At 39.5% G+C, this 14663-nt stretch carries 12 protein-coding genes and 1 rRNA gene; 11 read left to right on the top strand and 2 right to left on the bottom strand.

Annotated elements, in window-relative coordinates; genetic code table 11:
* Window positions 1-45 precede the first annotated feature (45 nt).
* From CD33_RS10615 to salA, 9 genes are all read left to right on the top strand, one after another.
* Window positions 46-1785 carry an ABC transporter ATP-binding protein gene (locus CD33_RS10615; protein WP_036200693.1) on the top strand — a complete coding sequence of 580 codons (1740 nt, stop codon included), beginning with the start codon at window positions 46-48 and terminating at the stop codon, window positions 1783-1785.
* Window positions 1778-3598 carry an ABC transporter ATP-binding protein gene (locus CD33_RS10610; RefSeq protein ID WP_036200692.1) on the top strand — a complete coding sequence of 607 codons (1821 nt, stop codon included), beginning with the start codon at window positions 1778-1780 and terminating at the stop codon, window positions 3596-3598. Before CD33_RS10615 ends, CD33_RS10610 begins: the two co-directional genes overlap by 8 nt.
* A gap of 183 nt (window positions 3599-3781) precedes the next feature.
* A complete protein-coding gene (gene cwlD, locus CD33_RS10605; RefSeq protein WP_036200691.1) occupies window positions 3782-4495 on the top strand; it encodes an N-acetylmuramoyl-L-alanine amidase CwlD in 714 nt (237 codons plus the stop codon).
* A 283-nt stretch (window positions 4496-4778) separates the two neighbouring features.
* Window positions 4779-5891 carry an ABC transporter ATP-binding protein gene (locus CD33_RS10600; protein ID WP_036200690.1) on the top strand — a complete coding sequence of 371 codons (1113 nt, stop codon included), beginning with the start codon at window positions 4779-4781 and terminating at the stop codon, window positions 5889-5891.
* 2 nt (window positions 5892-5893) lie between these two features.
* Complete coding sequence (locus CD33_RS10595) at window positions 5894-6835, top strand: carbohydrate ABC transporter permease (RefSeq protein ID WP_052130186.1); 942 nt, start codon at window positions 5894-5896, stop codon at window positions 6833-6835.
* Window positions 6832-7647, top strand: a complete 816-nt coding sequence (locus CD33_RS10590) for a carbohydrate ABC transporter permease (protein ID WP_036200689.1) — start codon at window positions 6832-6834, stop codon at window positions 7645-7647. Before CD33_RS10595 ends, CD33_RS10590 begins: the two co-directional genes overlap by 4 nt.
* 99 nt (window positions 7648-7746) lie before the next feature.
* Window positions 7747-9126: an ABC transporter substrate-binding protein gene (locus CD33_RS10585; RefSeq protein WP_036200687.1), complete on the top strand. Its 1380-nt coding sequence runs from the start codon at window positions 7747-7749 to the stop codon at window positions 9124-9126.
* A 341-nt stretch (window positions 9127-9467) separates the two neighbouring features.
* Window positions 9468-10307: a glycerophosphodiester phosphodiesterase gene (locus tag CD33_RS10580; protein ID WP_052130172.1), complete on the top strand. Its 840-nt coding sequence runs from the start codon at window positions 9468-9470 to the stop codon at window positions 10305-10307.
* Window positions 10308-10388: 81 nt separating this feature from the next.
* Window positions 10389-11444 carry an iron-sulfur carrier protein/transcriptional regulator SalA gene (gene salA, locus CD33_RS10575; RefSeq protein ID WP_036200685.1) on the top strand — a complete coding sequence of 352 codons (1056 nt, stop codon included), beginning with the start codon at window positions 10389-10391 and terminating at the stop codon, window positions 11442-11444.
* 279 nt (window positions 11445-11723) lie between these two features.
* On the opposite strand, the gene gerD is transcribed toward salA, so the two are convergent.
* Window positions 11724-12350, bottom strand: coding sequence for a spore germination lipoprotein GerD (gene gerD, locus CD33_RS10570; RefSeq protein WP_036200684.1), 627 nt, complete (start codon window positions 12348-12350; stop codon window positions 11724-11726).
* A 376-nt stretch (window positions 12351-12726) separates the two neighbouring features.
* Between gerD and CD33_RS10565 the strand changes: the two genes are divergently transcribed.
* The gene (locus tag CD33_RS10565; RefSeq protein ID WP_036200682.1) at window positions 12727-13422 is read left to right on the top strand and encodes a KinB-signaling pathway activation protein; all 696 of its coding nucleotides are present in this window, start codon (window positions 12727-12729) and stop codon (window positions 13420-13422) included.
* Window positions 13423-13474: 52 nt separating this feature from the next.
* Here the strand turns inward: CD33_RS10565 and CD33_RS10560 are convergent, their stop codons facing one another.
* Entirely contained in the window at window positions 13475-14113 is a 639-nt protein-coding gene (locus CD33_RS10560) for a hypothetical protein (RefSeq protein WP_140422958.1), read from the bottom strand.
* A gap of 315 nt (window positions 14114-14428) precedes the next feature.
* On the opposite strand from CD33_RS10560, the gene CD33_RS10555 reads away from it, so the two are divergent.
* Window positions 14429-14663 (top strand): 16S ribosomal RNA (locus tag CD33_RS10555); the annotation flags it as partial.

Here is a 14663-nt window from a genome sequence, read left to right as displayed (position 1 = left end):
ACAAATTTAAGTTAGTTTTTAAGTGGAAGAGAAAGAAGGTAGTTCATGCAAGCCGTAGTATCCTTGAAAAAATACATTAAACCTTATTTGGCGTTTGCCATTATCGCCCCTTTAATGATGGTGCTGGAAGTGGCAATGGATTTAGTGCAGCCGACGATTATGCAGCATATTATCGACAATGGGATCGCAAAAGAAGATACCTCGTATGTCATCCAGATGTTTGGACTTATGATTTTAAGTGCGGTCATCGGACTAATGGGAGGTGCAGGCTGTTCCATCTATGCATCCAAGACGGCCATAAATTTTGCTGCAGATATCCGCCAAGATTTATATGAAACGATTACATACTTTTCAAACAGCAACAAAGACCATTTTACGCTAGGGAAATTAATCACCAACATCACGAGCGATGTAGAGATGTTGCAAAGAGCGCTAACAATGCTATTAAAAATATTCGTACGTGGCCCTTTTACTTTTATCGGGGCAATTATTATTGTGTTTTTTACGGCCAGAGAATTGTTCCCTATTTTATTAGTGGTGGTTCCTATATTAGCGCTCTCGATTTTCTTTTTTACAAAACTATCCGGAAACCTTTTTTTAAAAGTGCAAGAGGCAGTGGATGCTGTAAATACGAAAGTGCAAGAAAATTTAGCGGGGATTCGTGTCATCAAGGCCTATAACCGTAAGGATCACCAAATAGAGCAATTTACGACTGTCAATGCAACATTGATGAAGCGCAATATCCAGGCAGATCAAATTATCGGTATTTTGATGCCGTTAACAGCCTTTGTGGTGAATATGGGGATTATTGCTGCTCTTTGGATGGGCGCGATTAAAATAGAAAGCAGCACAATAGACGTAGGGGTTATTTTAGCGTTCATAAACTACTTAATGATGATTATGGGGGGGCTGATGAGTTCTTCCAACGTTTTGATGCAAATTGCCCGTGCAGTACCAAGTGCCAAACGCATCGTTTCCGTTCTTGAGGAAAAATCCGAAATTACAAATATAGAAAATCCATTGAAGATAACAATAAAAGGTGAAGTCGAATTTGAAGATGTCAGTTTTGCATACAACAAAAACAACGAACCGGTCTTAAAAAATATTTCTTTTAGAGCGGAACCTGGGGAGACAATCGGAATTATCGGAATGACCGGGAGTGGGAAGTCTTCCATTGTCAAACTGATTCCCCGCATGTTTCAGGCGGACCAAGGAAGCATCAAGATTGATGGTCGGCCTATTGAAGACTACGATTTGCAAACTCTAAGAGCGGCAATCGGTTTTACTCCCCAAAAAGCCACTTTATTTTCAAGAACGATTGAAGAAAATGTAAAATACGGCAACGACGAAGCAAACTTGCCCCAATTAATAGAGGCATTAGAATCTTCTTGTGCATTGGAATTTGTTGAACAGCTGGAAAACAGGGAACAACATATGATCACCCAAGGTGCCACAAATTTATCAGGTGGCCAAAAACAGCGCCTGGCAATGGCCCGTGCCTTTATCCGCAAGCCGGCTATCTTAATCTTGGACGATACTACATCTGCCGTGGATAGCATCTCGGAGAAAAGAATCCAAAGAGCAATTGAAGAAAACTTCAAGGAAAGTACGAAGTTTATTGTCTCTTCCAAAATATCTTCGATTCGTCATGCAGACAGGATATTGGTTTTGGACGACGGGGTGATTGTAGGTCAAGGAACGCACGAAGAATTGCTGGGAGACAGTAAACATTACCAAGAAATCGTTTCGACACAGTTGGTAAGAGGAGGGACGCTAAATGAATAAAACGCAAGGAAGACCATCCGGCCCCCCACCAATTGGCAGGCATCCAGGACCAAGATTTAACGGCCCGGCAGAAAAAGCAAAAAATCAAAAAGCAACATTAAAACGTATTTGGTCGTATTTGAAAAATCAGCGAATTGGAATCATTAGTTCGATTCTCTTTGTAATTATTTCGACGATTTTAAGTTTATTAGGCCCTTTACTAATCGGGATCATTATCGATGACTATATACTAAAGTTTAATATTGACGGAGCCATTAGAATGGTTCTGCTGCTTGCTGGAACCTATATTATCTCCGCATTATTCATATGGTTGCAGATCTTTATGATGATTCGGGTTTCGCAAAAAACGATCCGGGAGCTTAGGCAGCATTTGTTTGAGAAGTTCCAATCTTTGCCGATAGCCGTTTATGATAAGCGGCAGCAAGGCGACCTAATGAGCAGGATGACAAATGATATCGAGAATCTGAATGCCGCTTTATCACAAAGTATCATTCAAATCGTTTCAACTGTGCTATCTGTCGTCGGGACAGGTATTGCGATGTTTTATTTGAATTGGGTTTTGGCAGTTGTCACGTTACTAGTTATTCCGATTATTATTTGGTCCACAAAGCAGATTATTAAACGCAGCAGTAAAAACTTCTCCCAAAGACAAAGGGACTTGGGGAGTTTAAATGGTTTTATTGAGGAGACAATATCCAATTCCCATATCACGGCGTTATTCGGGAAAGAAAAACAGGCGGTTTCCCAATTTAAAGAAGCGAATGAGAGATTGAGAGCATCTGCTCTAAAGGCCGATATAACATCGGGATTCCTCGGACCAATTAATAACTTTATCAACAACCTGGGGATTGGTTTGGTGATAGGAGTCGGAGCATTGCTGGCGATTGGAAATTTTGGTGTGAGTGTGGGGGTTATTGCTTCCTTTGTTACCTACACCAGACAATTTTTCCGGCCGATAAACCAGTTATCGAACCTTTTCAATACATTCCAGTCGGCTATTGCTGGTGCTGAACGTGTATTTGAAATACTTGATGAACAAGGTGAGGCAGCCGATGTTCCAGATGCCGTTGCTAAAAACCGTTATAACGGGGATGTGGAGTTCCGAAATGTCAATTTTTGTTATCAACCGAACAAGCCCGTACTGCGTAATGTGACATTCCGGGCAAAAGCCGGAGATACAATAGCCTTTGTAGGGCCTACGGGTTCAGGTAAAACATCAATAATTCAACTGCTTAACAGATTCTATGATGCAACAAGCGGCGAAATATTAATAGATGGCCATAACATCAAGCGCTATGCTATGGATAACTTAAGAAATCATATTGGGGTGGTCCTGCAAGATACGTATTTATTTTCGGGCACCGTTAGGGAAAACATTCGTTATGGTAAACTTTCCGCTACTGATGAAGAGGTGGAACATGCTGCGAAAACTGCGTATGCTCATAACTTCATTAAGTATTTACCTGAAGGTTATGAGACCATTCTTGTTTCAGGGGGGATGAATTTAAGCCAGGGCCAACGCCAACTAATCGCGATTGCTCGGGCTATTTTAGAAGACCCTGATATCCTTATTCTGGACGAAGCGACTTCGAGTGTCGATACCATGACAGAAGTGCATATCCAAAAAGGGTTAACGAATTTGATGCAGGGGCGTACAAGTTTTGTCATTGCACATCGTTTAAAAACCATCGAAAATGCTGATCAGATTCTTGTAATAAAGGATGGATCCATTTTGGAGCAAGGAGATCATGATGGTTTAATGAAGCAAAACGGTTTATATGCTTCCTTGCAGCATCAATTGCAAATGGGATAGTAGGAAGAATCGGATTTTTGAATCTTATCATAATAAGTAAATATTTAGGACACGCCGAACATATGATGTGTGGCGTGTCCTTTTTTATGCCTAAAACACTTTTTGGAAGTAAAAAAGTTCACGCATACTCGTCCTATTTTTTGCGTATAGTAGTGCTAAAGGTTGCAAAAGGTGGTGTCACAGTTGAAAAGATGGATTGCACTAGGTGTCATACTGTTAGGATGTTTAGGTCTGGTTGTTTATGAGACAAGCGCATCCGATCGAAGTTTCTTTTTACCAGAACCATTAGGTGGCGTTAAGATTGTTGTTGATGCCGGCCACGGTGGGATTGATGGTGGTGCTTCATCCGGGGAGATTGTAGAAAAAGATGTAACGCTTGCTGTCGCTCAAAAGGTTGAAAAGCAATTAAAGCGTTTAGGGGCAACGGTTGTCATGACACGTTCAACAGATGGCGATGTGTTGGAAGAACATGCTCCAAGTGAGGAATTTTCAACACTACGGGAGCGGAAAAAAGAAGATATTTTCTTGCGCTCAAACCTTGTACAAAAAAATGAACCAGATATTTTTGTCACGATTCATGCCAATGCTATTCCAGAAGAAAAATGGAGGGGTGCCCAAGTCTTTTACCATAAAGAGGGACATCCAAATAGTGAGCTTTTAGCAAAATCAATTCAATCGACAATAAAAGAATCGCTGCAAAATACAGAGCGTGAAGCATTAGCGATTAAACAAGTGTATCTTTTAAAGAAAGCGGAAGTTCCAGCAGTATTGGTAGAAACAGGTTTCCTAAGCAATAATGAAGAACGTGAACTGCTATCCAGTGAAGATTATCAAGAGAAGATGGCAGATGCAATTGTAAGTGGAATCGAAAGTTATGTAAATCTGGAGTTTGAGTAAGTATCACGATTGTTATGTATGTTGAAGTTGCAAATTGCAGCAATCAATCTGCAAAACTGTACATAATAATACGTTCTTATTGTCTTGATCATCATTTTAAAAGCAGGGGACTTAAACCATTCACATTATTTTGTGGATGGTTTTTTTAATTTTATTAAGAAGAGTACTGTTTAATGTAAATTTTATTGACCAAGTGATAATAAGTGTAAAAAGTTACCAAAACCGTCGTTTTGTTCAAGTGGATATGGTTGAATAAATATAGTTCTATGAAGGAGGTTTATGTATGGGTTACATCGAACTGATGGATATTTCAAAGTCATACAACAAGCAAAGAAACGTGTTGAATGGAATCGATTTGCAAATTGAAAAAGGTGAATTTTTCGTTCTAGTCGGTCCTTCCGGTTCTGGGAAAAGTACGTTGCTGCGTATGATAGCTGGGCTTGAGGAAATCTCTGGGGGCACCCTCAAAATAAGTGAAAAGATCGTGAACCATCTGCCTCCAAAGGATAGAAATTTATCGATGGTCTTCCAAAACTATGCGTTATATCCGCATTTAACAGTCGAACAAAATATATTATTTGGTCTAAATGCTCAAAAGGTAGATAGGGAAATACAACAGAAAAGGCTAGAAGAAACCGCCCAAATGATGGGGTTGAACGAACTGCTTAAACGTAAGCCTAGGGAGCTATCGGGTGGGCAAAGACAACGTGTGGCCCTGGCTCGCGCGGTGGTAAGTGAAGCCCCTCTCTGCTTAATGGACGAGCCGTTATCCAATTTGGATGCCAAACTCCGGGCAAATATGCGAATTGAAATCCGCCGTCTACAAAAAAGACTAGGGCTAACCATGGTATATGTTACGCATGATCAAGTGGAAGCGATGACGATGGGAGATCGCATTATGGTGCTGAATGATGGGATCATTCAACAAGTCGGTGAACCAATCGACCTTTACAACAAACCTTCAAATTTGTTTGTTGCCACATTTATCGGGTCTCCGAAAATGAATTTAGGTAAAGCGATTTTAGAGGACTCCAATCTTATTATTGAAAACGTATTGACTATTCCATTTGAGCATCTGGAAATGCCCAAGAATCTAAAAAGCCGTAATTTGGTCATCGGCATACGTGCAGAGCATATGCCTTACGGAGACGAAAACCAACAAGTTCAAAATGTGGAAATCGTCAATGTTGAGCATTTAGGAAACGAAACGTTGATTTCCTTTGAGGTCGGTACCGAATTGTGGACCGCAAAATGGCTTGGGCAATGGTTAATCCAAGTAGGGGATAAGGTTCCTGTACATATATCTGTAGAGAATATGTGCTTCTTTGATGAGGACACAGGAAATCTAATTCAAGAAGCAACATTTACCCATAAACAAGAGGTAGTGAGAAGATGAGTATGAGTAATCCTGGTATTCCGTCGTCAACAGAAATCACTGAGATTAGTTTTGAGAATGTCAAAAAGAAACAACGGGTGAAGAGCTTTACAAAAGGAATGCTGTTTCTATTACCTTCCATTGTGTTATTTGGAGCTTTCCTATTCTATCCTTTGTTCAAAACGATGTATTTGAGTTTCTTTTTAACAAATGCACGCGGAGAAACAACGGTGTTTGTCGGCCTGCAAAACTATATTGAAATGTTCACTTCGCCAATTTTCCATCAAAGCATGAAGTCGACATTCCTATTTGTTCTTTATACTGTGCCAACAACGATTATTATTGCTCTTTTACTAGCCGTATTGGCAAATGAAAAGCTGAAAGGGATTGGCTTTTTTAGAACCATCTTTTCATCAACGATGGGAATATCTGTAGCCGCTGCTTCGGTTTTTTGGTTATATATGTTCCACCCATCGATCGGTTTTTTAAATCAAATCTTGTCTCTGTTTGGCGTGGAATCAATTGGTTGGCTAACAGATCCCAAGTGGGCACTAATTGCTGTAGCGGTGACTACAATCTGGATGAATTTAGGTTTTACTTTTTTGGTATTACTGGGAGGCTTGCAATCCATAGATTCCTACTTATATGAAAGTGCAGATATTGATGGGGCGGGCTATTTCCATAAATTAAGAAGGATCACAATTCCGATGCTATCCCCTACATTATTTTTTGTTATTACAGTTACCATTATCAATGCTTTTCAAACATTTGGGCAAATCGATATTTTAACCCAAGGTGGGCCGCAAAATTCAACGAACCTGATTGTTTATTCGATATACCGAGAAGCATTTACAAATTACCAATTTGGTACAGCAAGTGCCCAAGCAATTGTCCTATTCATCATCATACTGATTATGACAATCATTCAATTCAAGCTTGGTGAAAGGAAGGTTCATTATCAATGACCATGCCACTCAGCAAAAAAATCGTATTTTACAGTTTACTTATCATCTCGGCACTTGCCGTGTTCGCCCCCGCGTTAATGGCATTTGTCATGAGTTTTATGGATAACAAGGATATTATGACGGGAAGTTTGCCGAAATCTTTATCTTTCGATAACTATCTTAAAGCTTTCGAGCAATTTCCATTATTAAAATATTTATTCAATAGTTTGATTGTTTCGGTTGTTATTACCATCGGCCAGTTGATTCTATCGAGTTTGGCTGCATATGCCTTTGTATTCTTGGAGTTCAAAGGAAGGGATATCCTGTTCTTTCTATTTATTGCGACAATGATGGTTCCCTTTGAGGCGTCGATTATCCCAAACTTCCATATTATCCGAGACTTGAATTGGATTGATCAATATCCGGGGTTGACGGTCCCGTTCTTTGCCACGGCATTTGGAACATTCTTGCTTCGTCAAAACTTTAAGCAAATACCGAAAGAGTTAAGGGAAGCAAGCCAAATTGTTGGAATGGGGGACTTTAAATTTTATTTGAAAGTTGTCTTGCCGGTCGCCAAAACTAGCTTAGTTACACTTGGCGCCTATGGGTTCCTAACTTCCTGGAATATGTATCTGTGGCCACTGCTCTCAACAACAAATGACACAGTCAGAACAGTGCAAATTGGCTTAAAACAACTACAAACCCAGGAGCAATTAAATGACTGGGGTGTCATAATGTCCGGTGCCATAATCGTCATCATCCCAACGTTGATTTTGTTGTTCCTCGGCCAGAAACAGTTACAGAAGGGCTTAACGGAAGGGGCCATAAAGTAAAGTTTTAAAGAGTAAAAGTTGAACTTGGTTTATTCCTTTTGAATTACAAAAGGATAAATATATAGAAAATAACTAAATGAACTTAAAAGGAGTAGGGAAATGAAAAAAAACTTTTTACTAACATCTTTAATGATGTTACTCGTAATCATTCTAGCTGCGTGTAGTTCAAGCGAAAGTTCATCAGGAACAGAAGCGGGAAATGCTTCTGGTAATGCAAATGAAAAAACGGAAAAAACGGATTCAAAAGAAAAACAAGTCGTAACGTTCTGGCACTCCATGGGTGGAGCAGGTCAGGAAGCATTAAATTCGATTGTTGAATCATACAATAGCTCTCAAGATGAAATTCAAGTTAATGCTGAGTATCAAGGTACTTATGACGAATCACTAACTAAATTCAATGCGGTTGCAGGTAGCGATAGTTCACCTACAATGATCCAAACTTTTGAAATTGGAACGAAAGCAATGATTAACAGTGGACAAATCGTACCAATTCAAGAGTTTATCGATTCAGATGGATACGACATGAGCGGACTGGAAGAAAATATTGTGAATTATTATTCGTTGGATGGTACGTTCTATTCGATGCCATTTAACTCCTCAACACCTGTAATGTATTACAATAAAGATGCATTTGAAGCGGCAGGACTTGATCCAGAAGCTGCACCAGAAACATTTGAAGAAATTATTGAAGCAAATAAAGCAATCACAAAAGCTAATCCAAAGATGAAAGGCTTTGCGTTACAAGCATATGGCTGGTTATGGGAACAACTTTTAGCTAACCAAGGAGCACTATTATTAAATAATGATAACGGCCGTTCGGATACACCGACTGAAATTGGTTGGTCTGAAGAAGAAGGAAAGTCAATTTTCAATTGGGTAAAACAAATGGTTGATGATGGAACATTTGCAAACTATGGCACAAATGGGGATAACATGGTTGCAGGATTTTTGGCAGGAGATGTGGCTATGTTCCTACAATCTTCCGCAAGTTCAAGAGATGTGATTGACAATGCTCCATTCGAGGTTGGGATTGCCTACCTGCCACATCCAGAGGCAAAGGAACGTCAAGGTGTTGTAATCGGAGGAGCTAGTCTTTGGATGGTTGATGGTAAATCGGAAGAAGAACAAAAAGCGGCTTGGGAATTCATGAAATACTTACAAACTCCAGAAGTACAAGCTCAGTGGCATGTTGGGACTGGTTACTTTGCAATCAACCCTGCTGCATATGAACAACAAGTTGTAAAAGATGCGCATGCAGAAAAACCACAATTACAAGTTACAGTCGACCAATTGCAAGATACAAAGCCATCATTTGCGACTCAAGGGGCACTAATGGATATGCTTCCTGAGGGACGTAAAATTATGGAAACTGCACTTGAATCGGTTTATAACGGTGGAGATGTAGATGAAGCTTATGGTACTGCGATCGAACAATTTAATGCAGCTATTGAGAAAGCCAATGCTGCCCGCGGTGAATAATACATTTAGTCCGTTTGTGCGAAAGCGTGAATAGATATTAGAGCCAGCCAACCCTGGTTTCATGGTGTAGACAAAGTCGAAAATCGGCTTTGTCTACCTATTTTTTTAGCAATAAACGGAATATTTGATTGCCACTCATTGTTTTTTTGGTTGAGATATTATGACCACATAGTATCAAATAAACATTCATCTAAGTGAGAAAGCGACCGGATAAAGGTTTCGTCAATAACTAGGAATCGTTAACTTCCCTTTAATGTGTAAAATAATATTAACCGGTGAAGTAAATTCCAGCCGTTGTATACATAGAATAAACGAGATGAATAAGGGAGTGTAAATTGCGAATGTTTAAAAAGAGAAAAATGATTGTGTTCGCCATTTTAGTCGTGTTGCTCCTTGGCATATTCGGATTTCTCGGAAAGAGTAAGCCCGCTGCGGAACCAGGGATTGTAGCATCACCGAAAATATTTGCTCATCGCGGAGCTATTGATCAATTCAACGAGAGCACGATTACGTCCTATAAAATCGCAAGCGAGCAAAATGTGGATGCCCTTGAATTGGACTTGCGTATGACAAAGGATAATGTATTGATCGTTATGCATGATGAAACCATTGATCGTACTACAAATGGAACAGGTAGAGTAAGTGATCTTACTCTTAGGGAAATTAAATCGAATGTAACTCTTGGCCAGTATCATGGGGAGATTACGATGGAGGAGATACCAACTTTAGCCGAGATTCTTCAAACCTTTGGTAATAAACAAAATTATTATATTGAAACAAGATTAGTCTATGGAGAAACCGTCATGGAAGAAGTATTGGTAAAGTTATTGTCGGAATACCACTTACTAGATAAAGAAAAAGTTGCAATACAGTCCTTTTCTGAAAGGAGTTTGGAAAAAATGGCGGTCCTAGCCCCGGATCTACCCTTAACACTACTTTTTAAGAAGGGGGAATTCGATTTAGAGAAAGCACTAACAGTAGATTTCCCTGCTATTGGAATGGAATCTACAGATGCCACTGTAGAGATTGTCAACGCCTTGCACAGGCAAGGAAAGGAAGTGCATGTATTTTTTAATGATTTAGAGACGATGGAACAACAACAGGAAAAAATGAAAGCATTGAATGTGGATGGATATTTTACTGACAACATCTCCTTTACTAAGCGACTGCTGGGCGAGTAGTTATAGTGGAGTGCAACTCGAATAAGTAGTAGAATTACACTATGATATACTAACATCAGAAGAAATAGGGGAGTGTTTCAAGTGATAAACGAACAACAGGTCCGTGAAGTACTAGGACAACTACAAGATCCTTTTTTACATAGAACGTTTGCTGAAACAAATGGCATCACAAACGTATCCATTAAAGAAGAAAAAAATCACGTAAGTGTTAAAGTGGCAATTGCAAAAACAAATACACCGGAACAAATGCAACTGCAAATGAAAATTGTGGACACATTAAAAGAAGCTGGGGCTAGCACTGTAGGGATTCGTTTCGAAGAACTATCAGCCGAAAATCTGGAGCAATTCCGAGGTAAAGCTACAGAATCGGAAGTCCATGACTTACTATCCCCATTATCGACTGTACAATTTCTTGCAATCGCTTCAGGTAAGGGCGGGGTCGGGAAATCAACCGTATCTGTCAACTTGGCTGTGGCACTAAGTAGACTCGGTAAAAAAGTTGGGTTGATTGATGCAGATATTTATGGGTTTAGTGTGCCTGATATGATGGGAATCCAAGATATGCCTGTTATCAAGGAAGATCGGATTTATCCTGTTGAACGCAAAGGGGTAAAAGTGATTTCCATGGGCTTCTTTGTGGAAAATAATGCACCAATCGTATGGCGCGGACCAATGCTGGGGAAAGTATTGGACCAATTCTTCCGTGATGTAGAATGGGGAGATATCGATTACTTATTGCTAGATCTGCCACCAGGAACGGGTGACGTTGCATTGGATATACATCAAATGTTACCTTCCTCAAAGGAAATTATTGTTACAACGCCACATCCAACTGCCGCTTTTGTGGCAGCACGTGCTGGTGCCATGGCATTACAAACAAACCATGATATTCTTGGTGTGATTGAAAATATGGCATGGTTCGAATCAAAATCTGGGGATCGTGAATACGTATTTGGCCAAGGCGGTGGACCAAAGCTTGCCGATGAATTACGAACAGAATTATTAGGTCAAATACCACTAGGACAACCGGATTGGACAAATGAAGATTTTGCACCGTCTGTTTATGAACAGGACCATCCAACAGGCAAAATCTATTTGGAAGCAGCTCAAAAAATCATCGATAAATTATCAAAATAGAGAAGCGAAAAATGGATTGTACCTTTAAGGGGTACAATCCTCAGACTGTTGACTAACGATTTCACCCGGCGTTGGTTGTCTCGTTCGTGCCCTCATGAACGTAATGTTCTATACGGGTCTTCACTCGATTGCCCGCCTTGTCTGCCAAGCGTTTTCAAGACAGTCTGGGTAATTTTTCATTGAAGGAAATAGCCTAAAAAAACGTGTAGACAAAGTCGAAAATCAACTTTGTCTACACTCTGCGGATTGTACCTCTAAGGGGTACAATTCTTTTTTTAATTATGATCCGCCGCCGCCCGACTCTTCTTCAGAGCCGCCACCGCCGCCTTCTTCTCCACCCGAGCCACCGCCGGATTCTTCAGATTTCCCTCCAGAAGAACCCTCGCCGCTTTCTTTAATCAGCTTTTGCCACTTTGCTTGTAAAAGTGGACTTTCAATCGTCTGGGTAACTACTTCTTCCATTTGTTTTCGCAGAGGAGCACTTTTTAAAACTGTTTCTAGCTCTTTTTGCATCTCAGCTTGCCCGAAAAATGAAATAAGATCTTCCTGGTATGTGGAATCCTTTATCAATTCCTTCATAATTTCTTTTTGCTGCTCTTTCATACTTTTGGCTATATTTTCTTGGAATGATGGGTTTTCAAACTGCTTTTTCCAAAATTCCTTTGATTCCTCAGATAATAAAGTTGTATTAATAGCTGTTTGTACTTCTTCGTGTTCAAGGACAATTAAGTCCCGGAAACTTGGATCTTGGAGCAATTGACGGATCGCTTTCTTGCCATCTTCCGTCTGTATGGAGTCCATCATCATTTTTTTAACTTCCTCATATGAAAGTGCTTGGTTATTTGGCTCGGAACAGCTAGCAAGTAGAAGAACGACGAATAGTACGGAAAGTACACGGTTGAACAATTTTTCTCAGTCCTTTCTTAAAGGCTCTCTCTTTCAATTATTGTTCACAATCCCTGCACATAATATGTATTGGATTGTGACTTCGATAGCTTTTTTAAGATTGCATTGTTAAAATGTAAATTGAAACTTCGAAATGGTGCTGGTTTTCGCAAAAACAGCGTGACAGTTTATTGTGGGTTACTCCTAAGGATTCGAGTAAAAGGAATAGTCGTTATAGGCTTGGACTAAGTAATCAACTATTTCCAGCCAATCTTTATCGGCTTTACGGCAGAATGAATTCGTTCGGAGACTTCGAGCATTTATGTCATAACTACCTATTTAACGGAAGTCTTCCGTGAATACGGATAAAAGTTATTAAAATGGAGGACGTTGAGTCGTGACAATACGAAATTGGGTAAAATTCTTCTTAATGTGTATGCTTATTGGCGGTGTCGTAACAGGTATAGCAGGGATCTTTGTGCGCTGGAACTTCTTCCAGCCATATTTGGCGGCAGGTGAAGTGGGAGAATTCCTCGCTGCTTTTGGATGGATGATATTATTGGGCTGTACAATGAGCGTTATTGCTCAAGCCGGATTCTTTGCTTATTTAACGCTACATCAAGTTGGTGTAGGTATATTTAAAACATTGACTTTATGGAATTGGGTACAAATGCTATTAGTGGTTATTCTGCTTGTCGATTTAGTTGTGTTTCGTTTTGCACCAGGTGCTGAAGGGGCAAAAGACTGGTTATTTTACATAGGGTTATTAGTATTCCTAATCTTTGCGGCTATTGCAACAGCGATAAAAAAAGTTCAGTTAACTGGGAAAAAACACGTATTGGTACCGGCGATTTTCTTCATGATCGTGATTACATCCCTTGAATGGATCATCGCGTTGATGGGGCGTCAGGGTAACATTGATACATATGTTGCTTTATTATTGTTCCCGTTAATTGCAGTTAATGCATATCAATTATTGTTATTACCGAAATATAATTCAAAATCTGATGCTGACCGCAAAAGACTCGAAGAACGCAGAAAAGAACGTAAACTAAAGCAAAAAGCTAAATCCACAAACAATGTAAATGTATAAATGAAAAAGGCTAGGCCATTGCTGGCACTAGCTTTTTTCATTTAAAATCTCATTACTCCGGAATTTTCTTTGTTTTAATGGTATAACCGAAGACATTTTCCTCTATAGAAACAAATTTTTCTGTTTCGATTAACTTTGTGTATTCTTCGAAGTTAGGTTTGCTTTTTTCATGTAGTTTGAGCGAGAGAATTGCTCCGTCAGTTTTTTGATAATTGTTTTTCGCGTAAATCATAGAAGGGGATAGTAAATTTATTTCTTGGTCGAATACGGCTTGCTGAAGGTTTGTTCCAAACTCGTAATCTGAAGTCATAAACCAAAGCGGCTTATTATTAAAATGTTTTTCATAAATTTTTAAATCCTTGTTAAATTGCTCAATACTATAACTATTTTCTGCGCCTTGCTTGCCAAGAAGACCTGTTGGCATATTTTGCTTTTTTATTTGTTCCACTATTTTAGGGGAACGGGCAATCCAATCTGCATCAAGCATTAATAATGGATATGGCTGTTTTAACGATTGTAACCACTCCTCCAGTCCTTCATGGGAAAAAGAAAGCTCAACAATTAAAGATTGTCCATAATTTCCTTTTGAAATTATTAGTGGTTCATCTGTCATACGAAAAACAGAAATAATTGATTCTCTTTGCGGATAAACAAATAAGGTTACAATCACCACTAATACAACTGTTGCCAAAAGTTTGCGAACCATGAATCTACCCCTTTTATTAGCTAATTTTAAAAACGAAAATAGAGCCTCATAAAAAACTTATGAAATAATGTTGACTTTCATGAATAAATCAGTGTATTATAGAAAAGTCGCCGATAGGTAATGCGGCAGTAGAAAGAAATGAACCTTGAAAACTGAACAACAAAACGTTAATGAAATCGTTTCTTCTATTTAAGTTAGAGAAACAAAATTTTGGACATCAAAATTGATGCCAGCAAATGTTTTATGTATCGAAAGCGAAAGCGGCAGATACAAAAATTTGAGCTTTATCAAATTTTCTCTTTTATGGAGAGTTTGATCCTGGCTCAGGACGAACGCTGGCGGCGTGCCTAATACATGCAAGTCGAGCGGACTTGATGGGAGCTTGCTCCTTATCAAGTTAGCGGCGGACGGGTGAGTAACACGTGGGCAACCTGCCCTATAGTTGGGGATAACTCCGGGAAACCGGGGCTAATACCGAATAATACATTTCTTCTCCTGATGAAATGTTGAAAGATGGTTTACGCTATCGCTATAG

Origin of the sequence: Ureibacillus sinduriensis BLB-1 = JCM 15800, assembly GCF_000772955.1 — a bacterium.
Classification (GTDB): Bacteria; Bacillota; Bacilli; order Bacillales_A; family Planococcaceae; genus Ureibacillus; species Ureibacillus sinduriensis.
The sequence above is the reverse complement of the archived record's forward strand: the minus strand, read 5'-3'. Positions and strand labels throughout refer to the sequence as shown.

Excerpts from the sequence above, each read along its gene's own strand:
- CD33_RS10615 (WP_036200693.1), top strand. The coding sequence starts at position 46 with ATGCAAGCCGTAGTATCCTTGAAAAAATACATTAAACCTTATTTGGCG.
- CD33_RS10610 (WP_036200692.1), top strand. The coding sequence starts at position 1,778 with ATGAATAAAACGCAAGGAAGACCATCCGGCCCCCCACCAATTGGCAGG.
- CD33_RS10600 (WP_036200690.1), top strand. The coding sequence starts at position 4,779 with ATGGGTTACATCGAACTGATGGATATTTCAAAGTCATACAACAAGCAA.
- CD33_RS10595 (WP_052130186.1), top strand. The coding sequence starts at position 5,894 with ATGAGTAATCCTGGTATTCCGTCGTCAACAGAAATCACTGAGATTAGT.
- CD33_RS10590 (WP_036200689.1), top strand. The coding sequence starts at position 6,832 with ATGACCATGCCACTCAGCAAAAAAATCGTATTTTACAGTTTACTTATC.
- CD33_RS10585 (WP_036200687.1), top strand. The coding sequence starts at position 7,747 with ATGAAAAAAAACTTTTTACTAACATCTTTAATGATGTTACTCGTAATC.
- CD33_RS10580 (WP_052130172.1), top strand. The coding sequence starts at position 9,468 with ATGTTTAAAAAGAGAAAAATGATTGTGTTCGCCATTTTAGTCGTGTTG.